The 26,467-nt window shown below is 71.8% G+C and carries 17 protein-coding genes; 5 read left to right on the forward strand and 12 right to left on the reverse strand.

The window, feature by feature from the left end; genetic code table 11:
• Positions 1 to 262 precede the first annotated feature (262 nt).
• The 4 genes from ACWC97_RS10070 to ACWC97_RS10085 all read left to right on the forward strand — a co-directional run bounded on the left by ACWC97_RS10070 (position 263) and on the right by ACWC97_RS10085 (position 5,911).
• Positions 263 to 925: a response regulator transcription factor gene (locus ACWC97_RS10070; protein ID WP_352273071.1), complete on the forward strand. Its 663-nt coding sequence runs from the start codon at positions 263 to 265 to the stop codon at positions 923 to 925.
• A gap of 113 nt (positions 926 to 1,038) precedes the next feature.
• Complete coding sequence (locus tag ACWC97_RS10075) at positions 1,039 to 2,313, forward strand: ribonuclease D (RefSeq protein ID WP_352273072.1); 1,275 nt, start codon at positions 1,039 to 1,041, stop codon at positions 2,311 to 2,313.
• Between the two features lie 251 nt (positions 2,314 to 2,564).
• Complete coding sequence (locus ACWC97_RS10080) at positions 2,565 to 3,785, forward strand: thiolase family protein (protein ID WP_352273073.1); 1,221 nt, start codon at positions 2,565 to 2,567, stop codon at positions 3,783 to 3,785.
• On the forward strand, positions 3,782 to 5,911 hold the full coding sequence (locus ACWC97_RS10085) for a 3-hydroxyacyl-CoA dehydrogenase NAD-binding domain-containing protein (protein ID WP_385205881.1): 2,130 nt from the start codon (positions 3,782 to 3,784) through the stop codon (positions 5,909 to 5,911). Before ACWC97_RS10080 ends, ACWC97_RS10085 begins: the two co-directional genes overlap by 4 nt.
• Positions 5,912 to 5,986: 75 nt before the next feature.
• Here ACWC97_RS10085 and ACWC97_RS10090 read toward each other — a convergent pair whose 3' ends face one another.
• From ACWC97_RS10090 to ACWC97_RS10115, 6 genes are all read right to left on the reverse strand, one after another.
• On the reverse strand, positions 5,987 to 7,375 hold the full coding sequence (locus ACWC97_RS10090) for a GDSL-type esterase/lipase family protein (protein ID WP_450648541.1): 1,389 nt from the start codon (positions 7,373 to 7,375) through the stop codon (positions 5,987 to 5,989).
• A 44-nt stretch (positions 7,376 to 7,419) separates the two neighbouring features.
• Positions 7,420 to 9,423, reverse strand: coding sequence for a PIG-L family deacetylase (locus ACWC97_RS10095; RefSeq protein WP_450648543.1), 2,004 nt, complete (start codon positions 9,421 to 9,423; stop codon positions 7,420 to 7,422).
• Positions 9,424 to 9,481: 58 nt separating this feature from the next.
• Positions 9,482 to 12,355, reverse strand: a complete 2,874-nt coding sequence (locus ACWC97_RS10100) for a stealth conserved region 3 domain-containing protein (RefSeq protein WP_450648544.1) — start codon at positions 12,353 to 12,355, stop codon at positions 9,482 to 9,484.
• Between the two features lie 11 nt (positions 12,356 to 12,366).
• Positions 12,367 to 13,305, reverse strand: a complete 939-nt coding sequence (locus ACWC97_RS10105) for a hypothetical protein (protein WP_450648546.1) — start codon at positions 13,303 to 13,305, stop codon at positions 12,367 to 12,369.
• Positions 13,302 to 15,095: a stealth family protein gene (locus ACWC97_RS10110; protein ID WP_352273079.1), complete on the reverse strand. Its 1,794-nt coding sequence runs from the start codon at positions 15,093 to 15,095 to the stop codon at positions 13,302 to 13,304. Before ACWC97_RS10110 ends, ACWC97_RS10105 begins: the two co-directional genes overlap by 4 nt.
• A 406-nt stretch (positions 15,096 to 15,501) precedes the next feature.
• Positions 15,502 to 16,611, reverse strand: a complete 1,110-nt coding sequence (locus tag ACWC97_RS10115) for a hypothetical protein (protein ID WP_450648548.1) — start codon at positions 16,609 to 16,611, stop codon at positions 15,502 to 15,504.
• A gap of 422 nt (positions 16,612 to 17,033) precedes the next feature.
• Here ACWC97_RS10115 and ACWC97_RS10120 point away from each other — a divergent pair, with 422 nt between their 5' ends.
• A complete protein-coding gene (locus ACWC97_RS10120) occupies positions 17,034 to 18,113 on the forward strand; it encodes an LCP family protein (RefSeq protein ID WP_352273081.1) in 1,080 nt (359 codons plus the stop codon).
• Between the two features lie 73 nt (positions 18,114 to 18,186).
• On the opposite strand, the gene galE is transcribed toward ACWC97_RS10120, so the two are convergent.
• The 6 genes from galE to ACWC97_RS10150 form a co-directional block, all read right to left on the reverse strand.
• Positions 18,187 to 19,173, reverse strand: coding sequence for a UDP-glucose 4-epimerase GalE (galE, locus tag ACWC97_RS10125; RefSeq protein WP_352273082.1), 987 nt, complete (start codon positions 19,171 to 19,173; stop codon positions 18,187 to 18,189).
• A 9-nt stretch (positions 19,174 to 19,182) separates the two neighbouring features.
• Positions 19,183 to 20,745, reverse strand: coding sequence for an amino acid permease (locus ACWC97_RS10130; RefSeq protein WP_450648550.1), 1,563 nt, complete (start codon positions 20,743 to 20,745; stop codon positions 19,183 to 19,185).
• 175 nt (positions 20,746 to 20,920) lie between these two features.
• Positions 20,921 to 22,849 (reverse strand): 1-deoxy-D-xylulose-5-phosphate synthase, encoded by a 1,929-nt coding sequence (gene dxs, locus ACWC97_RS10135; protein ID WP_352273084.1) that lies wholly within the window; start codon positions 22,847 to 22,849, stop codon positions 20,921 to 20,923.
• Positions 22,850 to 23,033: 184 nt separating this feature from the next.
• Positions 23,034 to 24,377 carry a sugar ABC transporter permease gene (locus ACWC97_RS10140; RefSeq protein ID WP_352273085.1) on the reverse strand — a complete coding sequence of 448 codons (1,344 nt, stop codon included), beginning with the start codon at positions 24,375 to 24,377 and terminating at the stop codon, positions 23,034 to 23,036.
• Positions 24,374 to 25,168, reverse strand: coding sequence for an ATP-binding cassette domain-containing protein (locus ACWC97_RS10145; protein ID WP_352273086.1), 795 nt, complete (start codon positions 25,166 to 25,168; stop codon positions 24,374 to 24,376). The genes ACWC97_RS10140 and ACWC97_RS10145 overlap by 4 nt, the downstream gene beginning before the upstream one ends.
• Positions 25,169 to 25,358: 190 nt before the next feature.
• The gene (locus ACWC97_RS10150; protein ID WP_352273087.1) at positions 25,359 to 26,453 is read right to left on the reverse strand and encodes a substrate-binding domain-containing protein; all 1,095 of its coding nucleotides are present in this window, start codon (positions 26,451 to 26,453) and stop codon (positions 25,359 to 25,361) included.
• Between the last annotated feature and the right edge of the window lie 14 nt (positions 26,454 to 26,467).

The raw sequence follows: 26,467 nt of genomic DNA on the forward strand, positions 1-26,467 counted from the left end.
CGCACCCCCGAACCGCACAATCTTCCGAATGGCCGAAAACGGGCTGTGCCGGTCACCGCGCGTCACCCATGTCGCCCAGTCACCGGCACTTTTTTCGTACAATCGATCGTGCGCCCGATTTGCCCGAATTGTTACGCATCAAATCGCGATCATCCCCTAAAGGAGCAGGGTCCTGCTGCCGAAGAGGTCAATGACCCTTCAAGCACGGTTCGCCCCGGCCCACCACTGAGCCGGCCCGTCCCGCCACTCCCCAGGAGGCCTGGTGTCCGTTCTCCTAGAGCAGCCCGCAAGCCTGGTCGCCTACCGCCCGAACAAGCCGACGGCCATGGTCGTCGTGGCCGACCCGCGCGTCCGTTCCACCGTCACCCGCCATCTGTGGGCACTCGGAGTACGTGACGTCATCGAGGCGTCGTCCATCGCGGAGGCCCGTCCCCGCGTCGGCAACCCGCGCGACATCTGCGTAGCCGACGTCCACCTGCCCGACGGTTCCGGGCTGACCCTGCTGTCCGAGACCCGGGCGGCCGGCTGGCCGAACGGCCTCGCCCTGTCCGCCGCCGACGACATCGGCGCCGTCCGCAACGCCCTCGCGGGCGGCGTGAAGGGCTATGTCGTCACCGGAACACGAACCAATATCGGCCACCCCGCCCGCCCCGGCGTCGCGCCCATCGGCGCCAACGCCGCCCGTATGCACCGACGCCCGCCGGGCGCCCCCGGCCACCCCGGCGGCTACCGCGAACTGTCCGGCCGCGAGGTGGAGGTCCTCCGGCTGGTCGCCGAGGGCCAGTCCAACAAGGCCATCGGCGTCTCGATGGGCCTGTCCGCGCTCACCGTCAAGAGCCACCTCGCCCGGATCGCCCGCAAGCTCGGCACCGGCGACCGCGCGGGCATGGTCGCCGTCGCGCTGCGTACCGGGATCATCCACTGACACCCGCACCGGACCGCGCGCACGGCCACGGCCCGGCTGGTTTGTGCTCATCGGTGCCCGTCGGCGGAACGTTCCGTCGACGGGCTCCGTGCATACACGGATACCCTTGACACGTGACCGACGCCCAAGAGACCGCAGCAGACAGTTCACTGCGAACCACCGGGGGCGCTCCCCCGGACGACGTCGCCCCGGCGCCGATCCCCTTGCTCGAACCGCGCGAGGGCATTCCCCCGGTGGTGGCGTCCGAGGACGCGCTGGCCCGGGTGGTCGCCGCCTTCGCCCGCGGGTCGGGGCCGGTGGCCGTCGACGCCGAACGGGCCTCGGGTTACCGCTACGGCCAGCGCGCCTATCTGGTGCAGCTGCGCCGGGAGGGCGCCGGCAGTGCGCTGATCGACCCGGTCGGCTGCCCCGACCTGTCCGGACTCGGCGAGGTCCTGACCGGCAGCGAGTGGATCCTGCACGCCGCCACCCAGGACCTGCCGTGTCTGCGCGAGATAGGGATGACCCCCACCGGGCTCTTCGACACCGAGCTGGCCGGCCGGCTGGCCGGCTTCCCGCGCGTCGGCCTCGGCGCCATGGTGGAGAACGTGCTCGGCTTCTCCCTGGAGAAGGGGCACTCCGCCGTCGACTGGTCGACCCGTCCACTGCCCGACCCCTGGCTGCGCTACGCGGCGCTCGACGTCGAGCTGCTGATCGACCTGCGCGACGCCCTGGAGGACGAGCTCGACCGGCAGGGCAAGCTGGAGTGGGCGCGCGAGGAGTTCGACGCGATCGCCGCCGCCCCGCCCGCTCCCCCGCGCAAGGATCCCTGGCGCCGCACCTCCGGCATGCACAAGGTCCGCCGCCGCCGCCAGATGGCGGCGGTCCGGGAGCTGTGGACCGCGCGCGACCAGGTCGCCCGGCGGCGCGACGTCTCCCCGGGCAAGGTGCTGGGCGACGCCGCGATCATCGAGGCGGCCCTCGCGCTCCCGCCGAACGTCCAGGCCCTGACCGCGCTCCCCGGCTTCGGCCACCGCATGGGGCGGCGCCAGCTGGAGCAGTGGCAGGCGGCCGTCGACCGGGCCAAGGCGCTGCCGGAGTCCGAACTGCCGCAGCCCGGCCAGGCGCTCACCGGCCCGCCGCCGCCCCGCGCCTGGGCGGACAAGGACCCCGCGGCGGCGGCCCGGCTCTCGGCCGCCCGCACCGCGGTGTCGGAGCTCGCCGAGCGGCTGCACATGCCGCAGGAGAACCTGATCACCCCGGACACGGTGCGCCGGCTCTGCTGGGAGCCGCCCAAGCACCCGACGCCGGACGCGGTGGAGACCGCGCTCGCCGGGTACGGGGCGCGCCGCTGGCAGATCGAGCAGGTGGCCCCGCTGCTGCTGCGCGCGCTGTCGTCGGCCGCCTGAGCCGGCCGCACCGGGGGCGTAATCGCGCCAGGTTCCCGACCCTTACGCGCCCGAACGCCGGACGGACCGATTCCGGTCCGTCCGGCGTTCGGCGTTCCCCGGGCCGGGACCGGGGCCGGGACCGTGTGACCTTCGCCGCTCCCGGCGCAGGGGGTGGGCAGTCTGGTTACTCGCAAGTAGCATGTGGGGAGCAGCACGCTTCCGGGCGTGCCGCGCAGCAGTGCCATCCCGCACCCTGGAGGAGAGCCACCGTGCCTCGTACCATCCGGGACGTCGTCTTCGTCGACGGCGTCCGTACCCCGTTCGGCAAAGCGGGCCCGAAGGGCATCTACCACGAGACCCGCGCCGACGATCTCGTCGTGAAGGCCATCCGGGAGCTGCTGCGCCGCAACCCGGATCTGGACCCCGCGCGGATCGACGAGGTCGCCATCGCCGCGACCACCCAGATCGGTGACCAGGGTCTGACCCTGGGCCGCACGGCGGGCATCCTGGCGGGTCTGCCGCAGTCCGTGCCCGGCTACTCGATCGACCGCATGTGCGCGGGCGCCCTGACCGCCGTCACCACGACGGCCGGTTCGATCGCCTTCGGCGCGTACGACGTCGTGGTCGCCGGTGGTGTCGAGCACATGGGCCGCCACCCGATGGGCGAGGGCGTGGACCCGAACCCGCGCTTCGTCTCGGAGAAGCTGGTCGACGAGTCCGCCCTCTTCATGGGGATGACCGCGGAGAACCTGCACGACCGCTACCCGCAGATCACCAAGGCCCGCGCCGACGAGTACGCGGTGCGCTCGCAGGAGAAGGCCGCCAAGGCGTACGCCGACGGCAAGATCCAGCAGGACCTGGTGCCGATCTCGGTCCGCCGCACCAACGCCGAGGCCGGGGAGACCGGCTGGGGCCTGGTCACCGCCGACGAGCCGATGCGCCCGGGGACGACCCTGGAGTCGCTCGCCGGTCTGAAGACCCCGTTCCGTCCGCACGGCCGGGTCACCGCCGGTAACGCCGCCGGGCTCAACGACGGCGCCACCGCCTCGCTGCTCGCCGCCGAGGACGTCGCCCGCGAGCTGGGCCTCCCGGTCAAGATGCGGCTGGTCAGCTACGCCTTCGCCGGTGTCGAGCCGGAGGTCATGGGCTACGGCCCGATCCCCGCGACCGAGAAGGCCCTGGCCCAGGCCGGTCTGACGATCGACGACATCGGTCTGTTCGAGATCAACGAGGCGTTCGCCGTCCAGGTGCTCGCCTTCCTCGACCACTACGGCATCGCCGACGACGACCCGCGGGTCAACCAGTACGGCGGCGCCATCGCCTACGGTCACCCGCTGGCCTCCTCGGGCGTGCGTCTGATGACCCAGCTGGCCCGGCAGTTCGAGGAGCAGCCCGAGGTCCGCTACGGCATCACCACCATGTGCGTCGGCTTCGGCATGGGCGCGACGGTCGTCTGGGAGAACCCGAACTTCAACGGAGGCAACAAGTGAGCTCCACCGCTGAGCTTCTGAAGGGTGCGGCCGAGCTGTTCCCCGACGAGGTCGTCACCCAGGCGCACGTACGCCACCTGGACCTCCCGGCCGGTGCGGGCCGCTTCGCCCTCATCACGCTGGACAACGGCCTGGACCACACCAAGCCGACCACCTTCGGACCGCAGTCGCTGGCGAACCTGAACGCCGCGATCGACCAGGTCGAGAAGGAGGCCGCCGAGGGTGCGATCACCGGGGTCGGTATCACCGGCAAGCCGTTCATCTTCGCCGTCGGCGCCGACCTCAAGGGCGTCGAGCTGCTGAAGAACCACGACGACGCGCTGGCCATCGGCAAGGGCGGCCACGACGTGTTCCGCCGCCTGTCCGGCCTCGCGGTCCCGACGTTCGCGTACTACAACGGCGCGGCGATGGGCGGCGGGGTCGAGGTCGGGCTGCACTGCTCGTACCGGACCGTCTCCAAGGCGCTGCCCGCCTTCTCGCTGCCCGAGGTCTTCCTCGGTCTGGTCCCGGGCTGGGGCGGCTGCGCGCTGCTTCCCAACCTGATCGGTGCCGACCGCGCGGTCTCGGTCATCATCGAGAACTCGCTGAACCAGAACCGTCAGCTCAGGGGCAAGCAGGTCTTCGAGCTCGGCATCGCCGACGCGCTCTTCGAGGGCGCGGACTTCCTGGAGCGGTCGCTGGTCTGGACGGCGGACGTGCTGAACGGCACGGTCACCGTGGAGCGTCCCGAGGTCGACCGCGGCGAGGCCTGGGACGAGGCCGTCGCGCGCGGCCGGGCCATCGCCGACTCCAAGGTGCACGGTGCGGCCCCGGCCGCGTACCGCGCGCTGGAGATCATCGAGGCGGCCAAGGACGGCGACCTGGGCGCCGGCTTCGACGCCGAGGACCGGGCCCTCGCGGACCTGATCATGGGCGGCGAGCTGCGCTCGGGGATCTACTCCTTCAACCTGGTCCAGAAGCGCGCCAAGCGCCCGGCCGGTGCCCCGGACAAGAACCTGGCCCGCCCGGTCACCAAGGTCGGTGTCGTCGGTGCCGGTCTGATGGCCTCGCAGCTGGCGCTGCTCTTCCTGCGCCGCCTGGAGGTGCCGGTCGTGCTGACCGACATCGACCAGGAGCGGGTCGACAAGGGCGTGGGCTACGTCCACTCCGAGATCGAGAAGCTGCTCGGCAAGGGCCGGATCAACCAGGACAAGGCCAACCGCCTGAAGGCCCTGGTCACGGGCGTGCTGGACAAGGCGGAGGGTTTCTCCGACGCCGACTTCATCATCGAGGCCGTCTTCGAGGAGATCGGCGTCAAGCAGCAGGTGTTCGCGGAGGTCGAGGCGGTCGCCCCGGCGCACGCGATCCTCGCCACCAACACCTCCTCGCTCTCGGTCACCGAGATGGCGTCGAAGCTGAAGCACCCCGAGCGGGTCGTCGGCTTCCACTTCTTCAACCCGGTCGCGATCCTGCCGCTGCTGGAGATCGTCCGCGGCGAGCGGACCGACGACGCCTCGCTGGCCACGGCCTTCGGTGTGGCGCGGAAGCTGAAGAAGACCGCGGTGCTGGTGAAGGACGCCCCGGCGTTCGTCGTCAACCGCATCCTCACCCGCTTCATGGGCGAGATCCAGAACGTCATCGACGAGGGCACCCCGGTCGCCGTCGCCGAGCGGGCCGTCGAGCCGCTGGGTCTGCCGATGTCGCCGCTGGTGCTGCTGGAGCTGGTCGGCCCGGCCATCGGTCTGCATGTCTCGGAGACCCTGAACCGCGCCTTCCCGGACCGGTTCACCGTCTCGGAGAACCTCGCGGCCGTCGTCAAGGCCGGCAAGCGCGGCTTCTACGTCTACGACTCCGGGAAGCCGGAGCTGGACCCGGAGGTCGCCGCCCTCCTCAAGCAGGGCGACGTCGTCCTGTCCGAGGAGCAGGTGCGCGACCGGGTGCTGGACGCGGTGGCGCAGGAGATCGGTCTGATGCTGGACGAGGGCGTCGTCGCCGAGGCCCAGGACATCGACCTCTGCCTGATCACCGGCGCCGGCTGGCCCTTCCACCTGGGCGGCATCACGCCGTACCTGGACCGTGAGGGCGTCTCGGAGCGGGTGAACGGGAAGAAGTTCCTCGCGCAGGGCGTGGCCAGCGTTCCCGCGTAACCACCCTTCGCCGACGCGACGGCGGGCCGCACGGAGATCGTTCCGTGCGGCCCGTTCCGCTGTCCGGGGGCCGTCTCACCAGGCGGGGAGCGCCGGATAGTGCGCGCAGTCCGGGCCGCAGGAGGCGCGCGCGGACATCGAGGTGTGCAGCCAGCTGTCCTCGGGAACGCCGTGCACCTTCAGCTCCAGCCGTGCCGGGGGCGAGTGGATGGCGCTGAACACGGCGACGAACTCCACCTCGTAGGTGCCCGGCCGCCAGTCGTGGGGGTGGGTGACCCGCCAGCTCCCGTCGTCCTGGACCGGGGCCTCGGCGATCAGCCGCCCCTGCTCCAGCACCATGACCTTGTCGGTGCCGCGCGCGGCCGTGCCCGAGAACCGGGGGCGGGGGCCGCTCCAGGCACCCTTGCGCGGGCCGATCACCTCGGGCGCCGCCAGCCGGTCGACGACCTCGAACTCGGTCTCCGCCGCGGTGGACACCCCCGGGCCGACGAGGGCGACCGCGGTCACCTTGTGCCGCCCGGCGGGCCATCGCACGGCGCGCCGCCACTGCCACCCCCCGTCCCCGTCGGTGCGGGTGCCGCCGAGGTACTCCCCCTCCTCGAAGAGGAGTACGTAGTCGGCGCCCTCGGGAGCCGTGCCGGTCAGTTTGCGCGCGGCACCGACCGGTTCGCCGAAGGACGGTGACGTCACGGCCGGGGCGGCGGACGTCACGGGCGGGGAGGTCAGCGCGAGCTGCGGCTGCTGCACGGTGAACTCGGTCTGCACGGGCGGCAGTTGTCCGGGCGCCAGGCTCTGGACGTCCACCAGGCCGGGCGGCAGCCCCGGGACGGCGGCCAGTCCGGCCGCCACCAGCCGCGCCGCCTCCCGGGCCCCCTCGTGGTTGAAGTGCGAGGCGTCGACGATGCCCTTCGGGTGCGCCGGGTGCTCCCCCGGGTCCAGCCACCGGAACAGGCCCCGGGCCCGCGTGGGTCCCAGCTCGGTGAGGAGCCCGGTGGTGGCGGCGTTCATGTCTACGACCGGGCAGCCAGTCTCCGCCGCGGCCTCCAGGGTCAGCCGGGCGTATCCGTCGTGGCTGTCCACCACGGCGCCCCGGGCGTCGAAGACGCAGCGGGCCGCCGGGGTCACCAGGACCGGCACGGCTCCCTCGGCCCTCAGCGCCTCGACGTACAGCCGCAGGTACTCCTTGTACTCCCGCGGGCCGTGGTACCGGTTGAGCTGGTTGATCCGCTGCTCGACGTGACCGAAGGCGATGAGGACGAGGTCACCGGGGCCGACGAGGGTGAGCAGCGCGGCGAACCGGCCCGTGAAGTAGTCCCGCAGCGTCATGGCGTCGCGCGCGTAGTTGCGGATGTCGCAGTCGGGGCCCAGGAACTCCCCGAGGTACTGGCCCCAGCCCGCGAGCGGGGACTCCTCCTCGGTGCGGGAGGCGGCCACCGAGTTGCCGATGACGCAGATCTTTCGCATGGTCTCTTCTTCTCGTGTCCGTGGTCGGGTGGTCCGGGCCGGGGTCAGGCCGCGTGCCAGGGGCCGAACCCGGGGTCCGGCCAGGACGTGTCCTGCCTCGTCCAGTGCAGCCGTCCGTCCGTGCCGAACACGGCGACGACCGCCCGGCCGTGCGCGTCGGCGGCGACCGCCGGTGCCCCGGTCATGACGATCTCGTGGTGTTCCCAGTCGGGCGGCGCGGTGGTCCGCCCGTCCGTGGGGAGCACGGTCACCGCGGGCCTGCTCCGCTCGTCGCGGCGGGCGACGACCAGGAGGTCCCGCTCCGGGGTGAGCAGCCGGGCGGCGGCGACCGCCCCGGTGCCGCCGTCGTCGCTGAGCCGGTCCACCCGCTGCTCCCACGTCCCGTTGGGGCGCTGCCGGTGGCGCATCACCGCTCCGGAGTCCTCCTCCCGGTAGAACAGCGCGACACGGTTGCGGCCGACCTGTACGGGGGTGAGGCCGGAGGCCGGGCGCCAGCTCTCCGGCACCCCGGTGACCAGCTGGTCCTCCAGCTTGAACGGTCCGTAGACGGCCTCCTGCCGCCACCGCACCCCGCCGGTGCGGTTGGTGGCGTACATGTCGATGCGGCCGGTGGAGCGCGCCACCGCGGTCAGGGAGTCCTGCATCCAGCGCCCGCCGAGCACCTCCCAGCCGGTGAGCCCCTCCGGCGTCTCGCGGCGCATGCTGACGCCCACGGAGAAGTTCCGTACGAAGACATGGAGGTGACCGGCCGGGTCGACCACGGCGGCGGGGACTCCGGCCTCGCGGCACCGCCGCCAGTCCCCGGTGGCCTCGTCGGGGTTGCCGAGGGACTCCCAGGGCAGCACGGAACCGGTGTGCCCCTGGCGCCACATGCGGACCACGTCGACATCGGCCCGGCCCTCGGGGCCCTGGACGCGCCGCAGTCCGACGAGGTGGACGCCCCCGGTGCGGTCGGGGGCGACGGCGAGGCACGGCAGGAGGTCACCGCCCGGCAGCAGCAGCGGCCCCTCGAAGTGTCCGCCGCCCGCCTCGGTCTCCGTCCACACGGCGGCCTGGTCGCCGAGGACGGTGTACGCGGCGAGCCGGCCGTCGCCCTGCCGGTGCAGCCACTGGGTGCCCTGGGGGTAGCGGCTGCGGGTGCTCCAGCCGTAGCGGCGGATGTCGGCCCCGTCGCCGAGCTGGAGGTCGCCGCAGTGGCGGTGCGCGCACGGGTGGCCGTCGGCGCCCGCGTACACGTCGATCAGGGACTTCTTGAGCGCGTGGGAGCGTTCGCTGAGGTTGCTCGGCCAGTTCTTGTTGCCGTAGCCGGTGAAGTGCTCGGTCAGCGGCGGGCGGCTTCCGGCGCGCAGGTGGCGGCGGAGCGCCTCGCGGGCGAACTGGGCGGTGGCGGTGTGGTCGGCGTGGTCGCTGGAGGTGATGCCGCGGCCCTCGTCGTACGACTCGTGCAGCGGGTCCGGGTCCATGGTCCACAGCAGCGTGGGCCGGGCGTAGGAGAGGAGCTGGGTGAGCGCGGCGACGACGTCCTCGCGGCCGAGTTCCTGCGGCTGGTGCAGTGCGGACCCGGCGGCGAGGAGGGTGGGCTGGCGGGCGGCGCGCCCGTCCCACAGGCTGGTCAGCCGGGCCTGCGGCCGGTCCGCGGGGAAGCCGTGCGCGGTGTCCGCCATCCGCAGCCCCAGGAAGAAGAGCTGCACGTGCGGCGCCTGCTCCAGGTAGAACCGCTCGGCGGCCACGCCCGGAACGAGCTCGACCGGCTCCCGGGTCCAGGGGGCCTCCCGGTCGCCGAGGACCATGGTGGCGTAGGCGGCGCACAGACCGTTCTGACGGGCCTCCATGTAGCCGGCGAAGTCGACCGGGGCCTGGTCCCGCAGCGGGTCGCGGGTGTCCACGTTGCGTCCGTCGGCCTCACCGGCCGTGAGGTAGACGCTGGTGACGCGGTGGCCCGCGGCCAGCACCCGGTACAGGTCGGGGTTGACGAAGTAGAGGTCGTCGTCGGCGTGGGCGAACACCTGGAACAGGGAGGTGGAGCTCGCCTCGGGGGGCTGGGTCATGGTCGGTCGGTGCTCCGATCGGGCGCGGCGGGCGGACGGCGGGCGGCGTGGGGCGCGCTCACAGCGGCCACTGCGGCAGTTGTCCGGCGTGGAAGCGCTGGTTGCGCGGGGAGCCGGCCTCGAACTGGCTGGCGACCGGGAAGTACGAGGGCAGGAACGCCGCCAGGACGGCGTCCTGCTCGTCCTCGGTGACATCGCCGTCGTGGTAGTCGTTCAGGCAGAAGACGTCGTGCGGGCGGTTGAGCTGAAGGCGGGAGAGCCGCTGCTTGTGCTCGCTCAGTCCCACGTTGACGAAGCCGCAGTTGATGCTGCCCGGCGCCGAACGCTGGGTGTGGAAGCCGTAGTAGTGGTGCAGCGAGGAGGCGATCGCCAGGTCGGAGTGGCTGCGGAACCGGCCGGCGGCGGTCGCCGCGACGGCCTGCGGGTAGGAGCGTTCGATGTCGGCGAGGACGCTGCGGCGCAGCGGGTGCGGCGCGTGCAGGAAGGAGTGCGCGAGGAACTGCCCGAAGGTGTCGGCTATCAGGGCGCGGTTGTTCTTGGCGGCGCTCATGTTGAACTCGTCGGTGCCCTCGGTCGGCCCCATGGGCACGGTCGTGGGGGACATGAAGTGCTTGGCGACGCCGTTGCTGTGGAAGAACATGCCCGGCTGGAGCACCCGGCCGATGAACACGTCGTCGTTGAAGTACAGGAAGTGCTCGGACAGCCCGTCGATGCGGTGCAGCTGGCTCTCGATGGCGTGCGAGTTGTACGTGGGCAGCACCGACGGGTCGGCGAAGATCTCCCGGTGGTCGACGACGCGGACCCTCGGGTGGTCCAGGTCGAGCCAGTCCGGGACCTGCTGGTCGGTGACCAGGTGGATGGTGCGGATCCACGGGGCGTACATGTCGATGGAGCGCAGCGAGTAGCGCAGTTCGTCGCGGTCGCGGAAGCGGGCGGCGCTGCTCGCGGAGTCCTCGGTCTCCATGCCGAGGGCGCGCATCACCGCGTTCTTCCGCTCCAGCCAGGCGACGTCGCCGCCGTCGACCCAGGTGTACACGGCGTCGACGGGGAAGTCGACGTCCCCGTGGACGGTGCGGGCGTACGGCTCGATGGTGGGGTAGGTCCGTCCGCCGAGCACCGTGTGGGTCTGGTTCATGGTCCGGGTGGGCACCTTGTCGCCGACCACGGTGCGGACCGGGGAGACCATCATCCGTGGGTCCTCGGGGTCCTCCTCCCAGAAGTTGATCGTGCAGCCGTAGACCCCGGCGAGGCGGAGGGTGCGGGCGGGGCTGACGGTGTTCTGGTAGACGCGGACGGCCGGGCAGGCGGTCTGGGCGTGGCGTTCGGCGAAGGCGGCGAGGACCGTGGCGGTCGGGCTCTGGCGTTCGTTGAGCAGCGCCACGTAGACGGCGCTGCTGCCGTGGGTCGCGGTGAGCGCCTTGAGGACGAGCTCCCGGTTGGAGCTGTGGACGGCGACGGCGTGCCGGACGTTGGTGTCCCGGGTGACGAAGTACGGGATCCGGGCCTGTTCCAGGGCCGTGGCGACCAGCGCCAGGTTGTGCTGGACGACGTCCCAGGGCGATTCGGCGGTCATCCGGCGGCACAGCTGTCCGCCGTCGCGTACGAGGCCCCGGTCGGACCGGAGCAGCCGGTCCTCCAGGGCGCGCTGCTCCTTGGTGTCGACCGTGGTGGCGGGGGCCGGGGCGGCCGGGCGGAGGATTCCCTCCTGGCCGCTCATCAGGGAGTGCAGGGCCTGTCGCTCCGCCTTGCGGGCCTCGCGCTGTCCGGAGGCCCGTTCGCTCTCCAGTCCGGCGAAGACGTCCTCCCACATCGCGGTCACCACGGGCGGGGCGAGCCGGGCCACGGATTCGGCGGCCGCGCGCCCCATGCCGTGCCGCAGCGGGGCGTCCTCGATGAGCCGGATGAGCGCCCGGGCGGCGGCGTCGGTGTCGTTGGCCGGGACGAGGATGCCGGTCCGTCCGTCGAGGACGACCTCGCGGGGGCCGTTGGGGCAGTCGTAGGAGACGACGGGGACACCGGCGGCCTGGGCCTCGGTCAGCACGAGGGGGAACGCCTCGTTGCGGGAGGTCATCAGGGCGATGCTGGCCTTGGCCCATTCCTCGGCCAGGTGCGGGGAGTTGCCGTTGAGCTGGACGCTGTCGTGCAGGCCGAGCACGTCGATCTGGCGCCGCAGGGCGCCGCTGAGCGGGCCGTCGCCGAAGATGCGCAGGGTCCAGGTGGGGTGGTGGCGGGCCACGGTGTGCCAGATGGTGATGGCGTGGTCGATCTGCTTCTCGCCGACCAGCCGGCCCGCGATGACGACGGTCCGGGTCTCCAGGGTGGAGCGCGGCCGGAAGCCGCGCGGCAGGGCGTTGGGGACGACGTCGATGCGCGGTGCGCTGTGGCCGAGGGTCTCGGCGAACCAGTCGCGGGTGCGGTTGCTGAGTACGGCGAGGGCGTCCAGGCGGGAGGCGTAGCGCAGCAGCGGTTCGGCGCTGGGGCCGCGCAGTTCGGAGACCCGGTGCTCCTGGTGGAGCGTCATCACGTGCGGGGGCGCGAGCTGCACCGCGAGCGCCATGAGCGCCGGTGTGGTGGTGATGAGGAGATCGGTGTCGGTGTGCTGGAGCGCGTACTCGAGTTCCAGGTCGGTCAGCCGGTTGAAGGCCGCTTCCCAGGCGGGGTCCACCAGGGTGCTCGGCCGGTCGGCCACCTGCGCCCACGCCTCGTCGGCCAGGCCGGTGGGGCGGACCGGGACGGGGGTGGGCCCGGTCCGGTCGATGAGGTAGTCGACGCGGACGCGCTCGTCGATCGGGAAGAACAGCTCCGTCCGGGTCCTGAGGATGCTCAGGACCCGGACGTCGTGGTTGCCGGCGAGTTCGGCCGCCTGGTTGAACACGGCCCGTTCGGTGCCGCCGACGGCGTCCGCGGTGAGCAGGAGAAAGGTGATCTTCATGGGGTTCTCGGTTACGCGGCTTCCGTCATCGGGCTGCACTGGATGCGGAAGTTACCCGCGGGTGTGTAGCGGGGCAGTACGAGCATGGGGGGCCGGCCGGCCGGGGTGACCGCGGTCTGCCGGTAGGCGAAGACCCGTCCGGGGTTGCGTACGTCGTGCAGACGCCGTCCCAGTCGCATGTCGCGCAGGTTGTCCGAGCACAGGACCAGGTCCCACTGCTCGGCGCGGTCCCGGCGGGGCGCCATGAGGTGCAGCGGTGCGGTGACCTGCCACAGGCCTTCCGCGGTCCGGTCGATGTCGGCCTCCAGCCGGCGCCCGGAGGCGACGAACTCGGCCCAGGGGGCTTCGGGCTCCCCTCCGACCACGCGGAAGGCGACCTCGACGTGGCTGTGGCTGACCTGGACGCGCACCACCTCCGCCGAGGGCTGGGAGGGGCTGAACGTCACCCGGGCGTTCCCGGTGACGCTCCGGCCGAGCCGGTAGCGGGCCCCGGTCGCCGCGGACGCCTCCATGGGCCGGGTCGGGCCGCCGTACGGCACGGGGAGGTCGACGAGGAGCAGGGGCAGTGTGCGGCGCAGCCCCTGGGAGAGGCGGAGCCGGATCTTCCAGCGGCCGGGGGTCAGGGGAAGCCCGTGCACGTCCTGGCCGAGCAGGACCGCGGCGTCCATGGCGACGCCTCCGTCGTGGTCGGTGTAGACCCGGGCGTCGGTGGTGAACCTGCGGCCCCGGCGCCTGAGCTCGATCCGGGCGCCCTCGTCCGGGCGCACCCGGCGCGGCAGCCGGGCGTGCAGGTTGACGGTCTGTCCGTCGAGCACGGCGGCATAGCGGAGTACGGCGGCCCGGCCCTCGCGTCGCGGCAGGAAGACCCGGCGCAGCAGCACCGACCGGACGCGGGTGATCTGCCGGCCTGTCCGGCGGCGCAGGGCGCGCAGAGGTCGTCGGCGCTTCATCGGGCGGCTCCGTCGGCGAGGCCGTGGTGGGAGGGGCCCGCGTCCAGGCTCGGCCGGAGGACGCGGCGGTCGGTGAGCCGGGTGGGTGCGCTGGTCCCGGCGGGCAGCTCGTACCGGCTGGGTACGGGGAAGTAGTGCGCGAGGAAGGAGCGGACCATGCGGTCCTGGGCCTCGGGGTCGGGGTGGACGACGGTGTCGTTGAGGCAGAAGGTGTCGAAGTCGCGTCGGGCGAGCAGCGAGTTGAGCCGGCGGGGTGCCTGGTCGGCGGCGAGGTCGACGTAGACGTAGCGCAGGTTGCCGACGGTCGCCCGGCCGGTGTGGAAGCCGTAGTAGTGGTGCAGGGACGAGGTGATCGGGACGTCCTGGGGCGAGCGGAAGCGGGAGTGCTGGGTGCGGCGGTGCTCCTCCGCGTAGACCCGCTCGATGTCGGAGAGGACGCTGCGGCGCAGGGCGTGCGGGGTGTGCTTCATCTTCTGCGCGATCCGGGTGCCGAAGGACCGCTCGATGAGGTCCCTGCTGTTCTTGCCGGCCGCGTTCACCGGCAGGTCGCCGGGGCCCGCGGAGCCGGTCGGCACGAGCGCCTTGGACTGGAAGAACTTGCTGAGTCCGTTGGCGTGGAAGAAGTGTCCGGGGGTGAGCGGCCGGCCGAGGAACACGTCGTCGTTGAGGTACAGGAAGTGCTCGGACAGGCCGTCGATCCGGTGGAGCTGGCTCTCGATGGCGTGGGAGTTGAAGGTCGGCAGCGCGGCGGGGTCGGAGAAGATCTCCCGGTGGTCGACGACCTCCAGGCCCGGTACGTCGGTGTCGAGCCAGGCGGGCACCTGACCTGCGGTGACCAGGTAGACGTTGCGCACCCAGGGCGCGTACTGGTGCAGCGACCGCAGCGAGTAGCGCAGTTCGTCGCGGCTGGTGAACCGGGCGTCGTTGGCGGCCTGGTCGTGCAGGGCCGCGGCGGGGGCGCCGGGGCGTCCGGAGCGGGCGGAGTCCCGTTCCGCGGCCCACACCGGGTCGGAGTCGTCGACCCAGGTGTAGACGACGTCGATGGGGAAGAGGTGGTCGTCCGGCAGGGGCTGGGTGAACTCCGGCAGGGTCCGTGCGACCCCGGTGGTGTAGGCGCCGGGTACGAGGGCGAAGAGCGCCTGCGGGGCGGCCGGCCTCGGGGTGTCCGTCGGGACCTGGTCGACCACGCGGTTGGGGCGGGGGGCTTCGTAGTGGCCGTCGCGTTCCGCCCAGAACTCCAGGTCGCAGCCCTGGTCGATGCCGAAGACGAGGTGCTGCGTGGGGTCGGTGACGTACCAGGCGACCCGGAGGGCGTCGTGCTTGCGCAGCTGCCGCCAGGACCTGACGTCCTCGCCGGGGCGTACGCCCGACTCCGCCGTGGTGGCCGCGCCGATGTAGCCCGGGGCCTCCTCGAAGGCGAGCCGGAGCAGTTCCTCGACGGTCTCGCGGAGCGCGCCGGGCACCGCGACCGTCGGGACGTCCTTCGCGGTGCCGCGGATGCAGAAGTACTCGATGCCCTCGGCCTCCAGCACGGAGGTGAGGATGTGCAGATTGCGCGCCCGGGCCGCCCACGCCGTGGCGCCCTCGACGAGGAGGGCGCGCATGTGCCGGCCCCCGAGGCGGACCACCCGCTGCGCGTAGGCCGCGCTGTGCCGGGGGGTCCTGCGCCGGCCGCCCATCGCCCAGACGACCGTCGCCGACCGGACGGCGTCGACGGAGGTGAACGAGGACTTGACGGCGGAGCGCAGCGGGGCGGGCACTTTGCGGACGATGCCCCTGCGCGCGCCCATGGGTATGACGGACCGGTAGGCCGAGACCAACGATCCCGCCTCCGGATTGCCGGAACCGGCCACGAGGCATCCACCACCCACGCCACTGCGGCCCAGCGCCTGCCGCGGCCGGACACCACCTCGTGCCCGGACGACGAACGGAATGAGACCGAAAGCTGTCATTCACCATGCCGAACGTCTCGCCGGACGGTCGACCCCGCTCACCCACGAGCAAGTCACAGAACCTTCACATAAGGAAGCGATCAATGTCCAACCAAAAAAGCGCACATGTACGACAAAAAGGCGTGAGGAATCCCACCGGGAAATTCGTACAACCTTTTACGAGTCCACGGGAACGTCACATGAACGCGGGAAGGCGAACCGGTGTCGCCCGGCGCCCCCGGGCCCCGGCGGGGACGGCGCCGGATCAGATCCGGTGCCAGTGCGGCGGGAGCGTGAGCCCCGGCCCGTCCTCCTGCCGGGCGAGGGACACGCCCCCGTCCGGTTCGCACACGGCCACGACGACCCGGCCGTGCCCGTCGAGCGCGAGGGCGGGGTCGCCGGAGCACTCCTTGGTGGTGTCCGACCACCAGACACCACTCTGCTCCGCCTCGGTGCCGCAGACCCCGATCAGCAGGGTGCCGCCCGCCCCGCGCTGCGCGAGAACCGTGCAGTCGTAGCCGTCGAGCGGGGTGCGCAGCGCCACGACGGCGCCGTCCCCCGGCTGCCCGCCCGCCGCCAGCGGCCAGGCGCCCGCCCGGTGGGCGACGACCCCGGCCGTGTTCGCGTCGGTCCAGTAGTAGGTGAGGCGGTCGGGGGCCGTCTCCACCGCGGTCGCGGAACCCGCCAACGCGTAGAACTGCGCGGGCCGGGCGGCCGTCAGCGGGCCGTCCGGGGCGTCCTGACGCCACTGCTGCACCCCGCTGTCGCTGGGCGCGAAGACCTCCACGAGCCCGCCCGACGTCGCCGAGGCCACCACCTCCGCGGCGAGCCCGACGCCCTTGAGGTCCTGCCAGGCCCCCCACTTCCCGGTCTTTCCCTCGCGGCGCATCTGGAGTCCGCGCCCCGCGTTGCGCGCGAAGACGAAGACCGTTCCCTTCGCGTCGACGGCCCCGGCCGGCGCACCGGCCTTCAGGCCCTCCTCGCGGTCGCGGTGGAAGTTGCCCAGGGAACGCCACGCGGTGACGGGACGGCCGGTCTGGTACTGGACGGCGTGGACGAAGTCCACCTTCGGGCCGTCGGCACCGGTGCGCTCGCGCCGGCCGAGAAAGTGCACGTAGGAGTTGGCGCCCTGAACGACGGTCACGTCCGTCAGGCCCGCGACCGGCAGGAACTCCGGCCCGTCCCACCGGTCCCCGCCGGGGCTCCGCTGCGTCCAGCGCAGCAGACCGCCCTCCGTGCGGGCGTAGAGCGTGAGCCTGCCGTCCTTGCCGAGCGGCAACCAGCGGCCACGCGGCGTCCCGAGGACCCGGCGGTGGCCGGACGGCGGGTCGAGCGGGCGGGGGCCGCTCGCGGAGTCCGACGCTCTTCTCCGCATGGCCCGCAACACCTTCTCCGCTTCACCGGTTCTTCAACCCGCCCGTACGTGGCCGACACATCATATGCTCAGCCTCCGACCGGGCTTCGGGGCACGTCCTCGGCAGGTACGCGGGGTGTGACGCTTCCCACCCTCGCCGTCGCGGGGCCGGACACCTCCCGGCTCCCCGGAGGGCGGGCACCCTCCCGCCCGCTCGGAAAATCTGCCTATAGTGCTCCAGCGTCCGATCCGTCGGCGCCTGCGCGGTCGGCGACGCCCGCCGTGACCCTGCCCAGCGCGCGCCCCATGAGCCGCGGGCGGGTGTTCCGTACGATCCCCCCTTCCGTCCCCGGTCCCTCGTGGCCGGGCCGCGACGGGAGGTCCCGCCTCGCCTCAGTGGTCCCCCACCGGCCCAGGGGCCCAGACGATGACGAGCTGCATGCATGTCTGACGAATCCGATCCGTCCTCCCGCCGCAAGTCCAGGGGCCGCAAGGTCCGTACCCGCGGTCAGCGCATCAGGCGCGCCGTGCTCGTCACGCTGCTGGTGCTCGTGGTCGCCGGTGGCGCCACCACGTACTGGCTGTACAGCAGGCTCGACGGGAACATCACCGGCGTCGACATCGACAAGGCGCTCGGCGAGGACCGCCCCGAGAAGCTCCCGACCAGCGGACAGAACCTGCTCGTCCTCGGCTCCGACTCACGGGACGGCGCCGAGAACAAGGAGCTGGGCGGTGGCGGCGCCGTCAGCGGCGCGCGCTCCGACACCGCCATGGTGGTGCACATCCCCGAGGGCCGGAGCAGGGCCGTCGCGGTCTCCATACCGCGCGACACGCTGGTGACCCGGCCCGAGTGCACCAAGGCCGACGGCACGGCGGTGCCGACGGCGAACCGTGTGATGTTCAACTCGGTGTACTCCCAGGTCGGCCCGGCCTGTGTGGTCAAGACCGTGGAGAAGATGTCCGGGGTCCGCATCGACCACTACCTGGAGATCAACTTCGCCGGTTTCAAGGACCTCGTCGACGCCATCGGCGGAGTCACCGTCGACGTCGAGAAGCCCATCCACGACAAGTCCTCCGGGCTCGACCTGACCGCCGGTACGCACCGGCTCGACGGCACCCAGTCCCTCGCCTACGTCCGGACCCGGCACGGCATCGGCGACGGCAGCGACCTCGGCCGCATCGGCCTCCAGCAGCAGTTCCTGCTGGCCCTGCTGAGCGAGGTCAAGTCGCAGGACCTGCTGGGCAGTCCGGCGAAGACCTACAAGGTGGCCAACTCCGCGACCAAGTCGCTGACCACCGACTCCGGGCTGGCCTCGCTGACCTCCCTGGCGGAGTTCGCCCGGTCGATGAACGGTGTCGACCCGGGCACGATGGAGACCATCATGCTGCCGGTCGCGTACGACAAGGTGGACCCGAACCGGGTCGTCGCGGCCCGGCCCCAGGCCGACACGCTCTGGAAGGCGATCCGCGAGGACTCCACCATCCCCGAGTCCGCGAAGAAGTCGCCGGCGACCGGCGGCTGACCGGGCCGGACCAGCCGTACGGCGATGCCCCGGAACCGCGTGGTTCCTGGGCATCGCCGTGGGCCGGAGCGCGTCAGCGCCGCGCCTCGGGGTGGTACAGGCACCAGCCCTCCCAGGCCGATTCGACCATCGCGCGCACCCCGTGCCGCGCCGTCCACTCCAGCTCGGAGCGCATCAGGTCGGAAGCGGCCACCACCCGGGCCGGGTCGCCGGGGCGACGGGGCCGCACCACCGGCTCGGCCGCCGGTCCGTAGCCGGTGACCTCGCCGATCAGGGCGATCATCTCCCGCACCGAGACGCCCTCGCCCCGGCCGATGTTGACCGTCAGGTCGGTGCCGTCGCCACGGGCCGCGAGCGCCCCGGCCACGGCGACATGGGCCGTGGCGAGGTCGGCGACATGGATGAAGTCGCGGATGCAGGTGCCGTCCGGGGTGGCGTAGTCGTCGCCGAAGACCAGCGGGGCCTCGCCCGCCGTGAGCCGCTCGAAGACCATCGGGACCAGGTTGTGGACCCCCGTGTCGGCGAGGTCCGCCGAGGCCGCGCCGGCCACGTTGAAGTAGCGGAGCGAGGCCGTCGCCATGCCGTGCGCCGCGCCCGCCGCGCGGACCATCCACTCGCCCGCCAGCTTCGTCTCGCCGTAGGGGTTGATGGGCGCGCAGGGCGTGGCCTCGGTGACCAGGTCCACGTCCGGCAGACCGTAGACGGCGGCCGACGAGGAGAACAGGAAGCGGCGGGCGCCCGCCGAGGTGACGGCCTCCAGCAGGGTCTGGAGCCCGTACACGTTCTCCCGGTAGTAGTGCAGCGGACGGGCCACGGACTCGGCCACCTGCTTCTTGGCCGCCAGATGGACGACGCCGTCGACACCGTGCCCGGCGATCGCCCGGTCCAGCGCCTCCCGGTCGAGCGTGGAGCCCTTGACGAAGGGCACCCCGTCGGGGATCCGGGCCGGGTCACCGGTCGACAGGTCGTCGTACACGACCACCCGCTCGCCCGCGTCGAGCATCGCCCGTACGACATGCGCCCCGATGAAACCCGCGCCACCCGTGATCAACCAAGTCATATGGGCATCCTATGACCCCTGCCCGGGGCGCCCCTTCCGCCCGCGGCCGGACCGGCCGCCGTCACCCGCGGTCCGCCGCCCGTGCAGTCGGCTGTGCGCACGCCCGTAGGTGAAGTAGATGACCACGCCGATGGCCATCCAGATACCGAACCGCAGCCAGGTCTCCGCCGGGAGGTTGAGCATCAGCCACACCGAGGCGGCCACCGACGCGATGGGGACGAACGGCACCCACGGGGTACGGAACGCGCGGTGCAGGTCGGGGCGGGTGCGGCGCAGCACCAGCACCCCGAGGGCGACCACGACGAAGGCGAAGAGCGTACCGATGTTCACCAGCGCCGCCAGCTCGTTGATGCTGGTGAACCCGGCGACGACGGCGATGACCACGCCGAGCAGGATGGTCGGGCGGTACGGGGTGCGGAACTTCGGGTGGGTCTTGGAGAAGAACCTGGGGAGCAGCCCGTCGCGGCTCATCGCGAAGAAGACCCGGGTCTGCCCCAGCAGCAGGATGAGGCAGACGGTGGTGAGGCCGATCGCGGCCCCGAAGCTGATCAGCCCGGCGTAGACGGGGTGGCCGACGGCCTTGAAGGCATCGGCGAGCGGGGCCTCCACCGACAGGTCGGAGTAGTGCTCCATGCCGGTCACCACCAGCGAGACGGCCACGTAGAGCACGGTGCAGACGAAGAGCGAGGCGAGGATGCCGCGCGGCATGTCGCGCTGCGGCACCTTGGTCTCCTCGGCGGCGGTGGCCACCACGTCGAAGCCGATGAAGGCGAAGAAGACGATGGAGGCGGCGGTGAAGATGCCCATGACGCCGAAGTTGGTGGGCGCGTAGCCGAACATCAGCTGGACCAGGGGTTCGGTCAGGCCGGAGCCCCCGGTCTGCGGCCGCGCCTTGGGGATGAACGGCGAGTAGTTGGCCGCCTTCACGAAGAAGCTCCCGGCGATGATCACGATCAGGACCACCACGACCTTGATGGCGACGACCACGGTCGTGACCCGGGCGGAGAGCTTCATCCCGAGCACCAGCACCACGGTCAGCACGAGCACCAGGAAGAACGCCAGGATGTCGAAGCCGAAACCTTTTGCCGCGTCCGTTCCGGAGAGCGCGTCGGGGACGTGCCAGCCGAAGTTCTCCAGCAGCGAGCGGACGTACCCGGACCAGCCGACCGCCACCACCGCCGTACCCAGCGCGAACTCCAGCACCAGGTCCCAGCCGATGATCCAGGCGACCAGCTCGCCCAGCGAGGCGTACGCGAAGGTGTACGCCGAACCGGCGACCGGGACGGTCGAGGCGAACTCGGCGTAGCAGAGCGCGGCCAGCGCGCAGACGACCCCCGCGACGACGAAGGCGATCGCGGTGGCGGGCCCCGCCGTCTCCTTGGCCACCTTGCCGGTGAGGACGAAGATGCCGGTGCCGATGATGACGCCCACGCCGAAGACCGTGAGGTCCAGGGCGGAGAGGGACTTCCGCAGCGCGTGCTCCGGCTCCTCGGTGTCGCGGATGGACTCCTCGACCGTCTTGGTCCGGAACAGTCCGTCACCGCTGGGTGGTGTGTCCTGCTGGGCAGTCACCTGCGTACCTCCGCGCATTCGTCGTGTACGCCATGATTCGGGCCCGGCGCGACGAACCAGGGTGACAAATCGGGCGATTTCACACGAATGGGCCGGTCGGACCACCCGTACAGGGTGACCCGACCGGCCCATTGCCGTGCGGCGGCGGTCCGGCCCGCTCGGGGCCGCGGCGGCGTCAGTCGCGGGCGGGCTCGATCACCGCACCGGCCTCGGTGCCGCTCCCGAAACGGCCGTCCAGCTTGGCGACCAGGCCGGTGACCTGGCGGGCGATGTCCGGCGCGGTCAGCCCGATCTCGGCCATGACCTCCTTGCGGGAGGCGTGGTCGAGGAAGCGCGGCGGGATGCCGAAGTCCCGCAGCGGTACGTCGACCCCGGCGTCGCGCAGGGCCTGGGAGACGGCGGAGCCGACCCCGCCGGCCCGGCTGTTGTCCTCGACGGTGACGACGACCCGGTGCCGCTCGGCGAGCGGGGCCATGGCCTCGTCGACCGGCTTGACCCACCGCGGGTCGACGACGGTCGTCGAGATGCCCTGGGCCTCCAGCAGGTCGGCGATCTCCAGGCACATCGGGGCGAGCGCGCCGACCGAGACCAGCAGTACGTCCGGCCGGGTGGCGCCGGGCTCGCGGAGCACGTCCATCCCGCCGACCCGGCCGACGGCCTTGACCGCCGGGCCGACCGCGCCCTTGGAGAAACGGACCACGGTCGGCGCGTCGTCGACCTCGACGGCCTCGCGGAGCTGGGCCCGGACCTGGTCGGCGTCGCGCGGGGCGGCGATCCGGAGGGAGGGCACGCACTGCAGGATCGACATGTCCCACATGCCGTTGTGCGAGGCGCCGTCGGTGCCGGTGATCCCGGCCCGGTCCAGGACGAAGGTCACACCGCACCTGTGCAGCGCGACATCCATCAGGACCTGGTCGAAGGCGCGGTTGAGGAAGGTGGCGTACACCGCGAAGACGGGGTGCAGACCGCCGGTGGCGAGACCGGCCGCGGAGACCGCGCCGTGCTGCTCGGCGATGCCGACGTCGTAGATCCGGTCCGGGAACTCCTTCTCGAACCTGGTCAGCCCGACCGGCTGGAGCATGGCCGCGGTGATCGCGACGATGTCCTCGCGCTCCCTGCCGAGCTTGACCATCTCCTCGCCGAAGACGGAGGTCCAGTCGAGGCCGGAGGAGGCGATGGGCAGCCCGGTGTCCGGGTGGATCTTGCCGACCGCGTGGAAGCGGTCCGCCTCGTCCTGGAGCGCCGGGGTGTAGCCGCGGCCCTTCTCGGTGATGCAGTGCACGATGACCGGGCCGCCGAAGCGCTTGGCCCGCTGGAGCGCGGACTCCAGCGCCTCGATGTCGTGGCCGTCGATCGGGCCGACGTACTTCAGGCCGAGGTCCTCGAACATGCCCTGCGGGGCGATGAAGTCCTTGAGGCCCTTCTTCGCGCCGTGCAGCGTCTCGTACAGCGGCCTGCCGACGACGGGGGTGCGCTCCAGGATGTCCTTGCCCCGGGCCAGGAAGCGCTCGTAGCCGTCGGTGGTGCGCAGGGTGGCGAGGTGGTTGGCGAGGCCGCCGATGGTCGGCGCGTAGGAGCGCTCGTTGTCGTTGACGACGATGACCAGCGGGCGGTCCTTGGCGGCGGCGATGTTGTTCAGCGCCTCCCAGGCCATACCGCCGGTGAGCGCGCCGTCACCGATGACCGCGACGACGTGGTCGTTCCTGCGGAGCACCTCGTTGGCCTTGGCGAGGCCGTCGGCCCAGCCGAGGACGGTCGAGGCGTGCGAGTTCTCGATCACGTCGTGCTCGGACTCGGCCCGGGAGGGGTAGCCGGAGAGGCCGCCCTTGCTCTTGAGCTTCGAGAAGTCCTGGCGGCCGGTGAGGAGCTTGTGGACATAGCTCTGGTGCCCGGTGTCGAACAGCACCTTGTCCCGCGGCGAGTCGAAGACCCGGTGCAGGGCGATGGTCAGCTCGACGACGCCCAGGTTGGGGCCGAGGTGGCCGCCGGTCTTGGACACCGCGTCGACGAGGAAGGTCCGGATCTCCTCGGCGAGCTGCTCCAGCTGCTCGGGCGTGAGCCGGTCCAGGTCACGCGGTCCACCGATGCGGGTCAGCAGGGCCACCCGTGCCTCCTTGCGTCTTGAGCTGGTCGAGCATGCCGGTCCGATGAGTCTAATGTTCCGGTCGCGCCGGGGGGCATCGGGCGGTCCGTTCGGTACGTACTCCGTACATATGGTCCGGAAAATACGGCCGCGTCCGCCTGCCCGGGGTACGCCTCGGGCGGGCGGACGCGGCGGTGCCCCCGGGCTACGCGCGGCCCGCGGTCTTCTGCGTGCGGCGGGAGACCGAGTCGATGACCACGGCGGCCAGCAGCACCGCGCCGGTGATCATGTACTGGATGGCGTTGGCCATCCCGATCATGTTCAGGCCCTGTTGGATCGACTGGATCACGACCATGCCGAGCAGCGCGGACCAGACCTTGCCCCGGCCGCCGAAAAGGCTGGTGCCGCCGATCACGGCCGCCGCGATGACCAGCATCAGGGTGTTGCCGCCGCCGACGCTCTTGGTGGCGCCGCCGGAGAGGCTGGCGATGAAGAGGCCGCCGAAGGCGCCGAGCATGCCGGAGAGCGCGAAGACGGTGATCCGGACCCGGTCGACGCTGATACCGGCGCGGCGCGCGGCCTCCGGGTTGCCGCCCACCGCGAAGACCTGGCGGCCGAAGCTGGTGCGCCGGGCGACGAAGTCCGCGACGACCAGCACCGCGAGGAAGAGCACCAGGGCCAGCGGCAGGCCGCGGGCGCCGGAGGGCTCGTTCAGTACGAACGCGACGGCGAGGCACAGCACGGCGACGACGCCGGTGCGGAGCAGGACCTCGCTGATCGGGCGGGCGGGCAGACCGGCGGCCCGGCGCCGGCTGCTGTCCATGAGGAGCGAGGCCGCGTACGCGAGGACGGCGACCACGGCGAGCCCGTAGCCGGCCGCCTTGTCCTCGAAGAAGTAGTTGGTGAGGTTCTCCACGAAGCTGCCGGACGGGGTGTTGATCGAGCCCTCACCGCCCATCATCCACTCCTGGAGACCGCTCCAGCCGAGGAAGCCGGCCAGGGTGACGACGAAGGCGGGTACCCCGATCTTGGCGAAGAAGAAGCCGTGCAGCGCGCCGAGCACCAGCCCGCCGCCCACCGCCACCAGCACCGCGGCCCATTCGGGCCAGCCGTGGTTGACGTTGAGCACGGCCCAGGTGGCCGCGCCGACCCCGGCGACCGAGCCGACCGACAGGTCGATCTCGCCGAGCAGCAGGACGAAGACGATGCCGACCGCCATGATGCCGAGGCCGGAGCTGTAGACGGCGATGTTGGCGATGGAGCTGGCGGAGAGGAAGTTCTCGTTCTGGATCTGGAAGACGACCGCGATGACGATCAGTCCGACCAGGACCGGCAGCGAGCCGAGCTCGCCGCCGCGCACCTTGCGGGTGAACTCCGACCAGTAGCCCCTGAAGCCCTCCTCGCGCACGAGCAGACGCGGGTCGACGGCGGGGGCGGCCGCCCCGGGGGCCGCTTCGACGGCGGCTCCCTCTGCGGTTCCGGGGGCCCGGGAGGTCTCGGACGTCTCGGGGGACTTGGGGGACTTGGGGGTCTTGGCGAGGTCGCTCACTTGGCGTCCTCCTTCGTCGCTGTGCGGGCCTGACGGCGCGTGACGGCGTTGTCCGTGGCACCGGTGATCGCGGAGATGATCTCCTCGTGGGAGGTGGTGGCCACGTCGAAGACCCCGTTGTTGCGGCCCAGCCGCAGCACCGCCACCCGGTCGGCGACGGCGCGTACGTCGGCCATGTTGTGGCTGATCAGGATGACGCCGTGGCCGCGCTCGCGCAGCCGCTCGACCAGGTCGAGGACCTGGGCGGTCTGCTCGACGCCCAGGGCGGCGGTCGGCTCGTCCAGGATGACGATCTTGGGGTCGCCGATCAGCGCGCGGGCGATGGCCACCACCTGGCGCTGCCCGCCGGAGAGTGAGGCGACCGGGATACGGACGCTGGGGATCCGGATGGACAGGGTGTCCAGCAGTTCCTTGGCGCGCTTCTCCATGGCGATCTCGTCGAGAACGGACGCCCGGCGCAGCTCGCTGCCGAGGAAGAGGTTGGCGACGACGTCGAGATTGTCGCAGAGCGCCAGGTCCTGGTAGACGGTGGCGACGCCGAGGTCCTGGGCGTCGTTGGGCCGGTTGATCCGGACCGTGCCGCCCTCCCACTCGATGGCGCCTTCGTCGATCGGGTGGACGCCCGAGATGGTCTTGACGAGGGTCGACTTGCCGGCGCCGTTGTCGCCGACCAGGGCGACCACCTCGCCGGAGTGGATCTCCAGGTCCACATCGGTGAGCGCCTGGACGGCGCCGAACCGCTTGGAGATCCCGCGCAACGCCAGCACGGGCGTAGCGGACACGTGAATCATCTCCTTCGCCGCCTGACCGGCGGTGGGGGGTGGTGCCGGGCACCGGGGGGAAGTCGGTGCCCGGGCCGGCGAAACAGTCCGGCACCCGCCCCCTGCTGCGGGGCATGGACGGGGCGGGTGCCGGACCGGACCGGGGAGCTCCGGGATCCCGCCGTCCGGTCGCGGACGCGGAACTCCCGTGCGGTGGTGGTTACTTGATCCCGGCGGCGGCGCAGGCCGCCTTGTACTGGGCGGTGCAGATCTGCTCGACCGTGTACACCTTGTCGGCGACGATGGTGGAGGCGACGTTCTCCTTGGTCACGATCGAGGCGTCGTACAGCTTCGACGGGGTGGCCTTGAACTCGCCGGAGAGGCTGTCGACCTTGACCGGGGCCAGGTCGTCGATCTTGTCGCCCTTGAGCAGGCGGACGGCGATCTCGGCGGTGGTCTCGGCCTCCGGCTTGATCTGCTTGTAGATCGAGAAGGCCTGCTCGCCCGTCAGGATGCGCTGGATTCCCGCGAGTTCGGAGTCCTGGCCGCCGACCGGGACCTTGATGTCCTGCTTCTTCAGGGCCGTGATGATGCCGCCCGCCATGCCGTCGTTGGCGGAGTAGACGCCCTGGAAGCCCGTCTTGCCCAGCGAGTCGATGGCGGCACCCATCTTCTTGTTGGCCTCGTCCGGCGACCAGTCCGGGATGTCCTGCTCGTACACGACCTTCTTGACCTGCTGATCGAGGACGCTGTGGGCGCCCTTCTTGAAGAAGGGGGCGTTGGGGTCGGTCGGCGAGCCGTTGATCATGACAACGTTGCTCTCCTTGGCCTTGGCGCCCAGCGCCTTGACCAGCGCCTCGCCCTGGAGCTGGCCGATCTTCTCGTTGTCGTACGACACATAGGCGGAGATCGGGCCCTCGGCGAGGCGGTCGTACGCGACGACCTTGACGTCCTTCTTGGCGGCCTGCTGGACCCAGGACTTGGCGGCCTTGTAGTCGACGGTGTCCAGGATGATGACCTTCACACCCTGGGTGACCAGCGCGTCGAACTGCTTCTTCTGGGTCTCGCTGTCACCGGCGGCGTTGTTGTACTTGATCTCGCAGTCGCCGCAGAGCGCCTTGACCTTCGCCTCGATGATGGGGCGGTCGAACGTCTCGTAACGCGTGGTCTTGTTCTCCGGCAGCAGCAGGCCGATGGTCTTGCCGTCACCCCCGCCGGAGCCCTTGTCGTCACCGGCCTTGCCACAGGCGGCGAGGGAGAGGGCCATGGAGACCGCGGCCGTTCCTATGACAATGCGTCGCGTCGTTGCGTTCATTACGGGTTGCCTCC

The organism is Streptomyces sp. NPDC001108 (assembly GCF_053598535.1).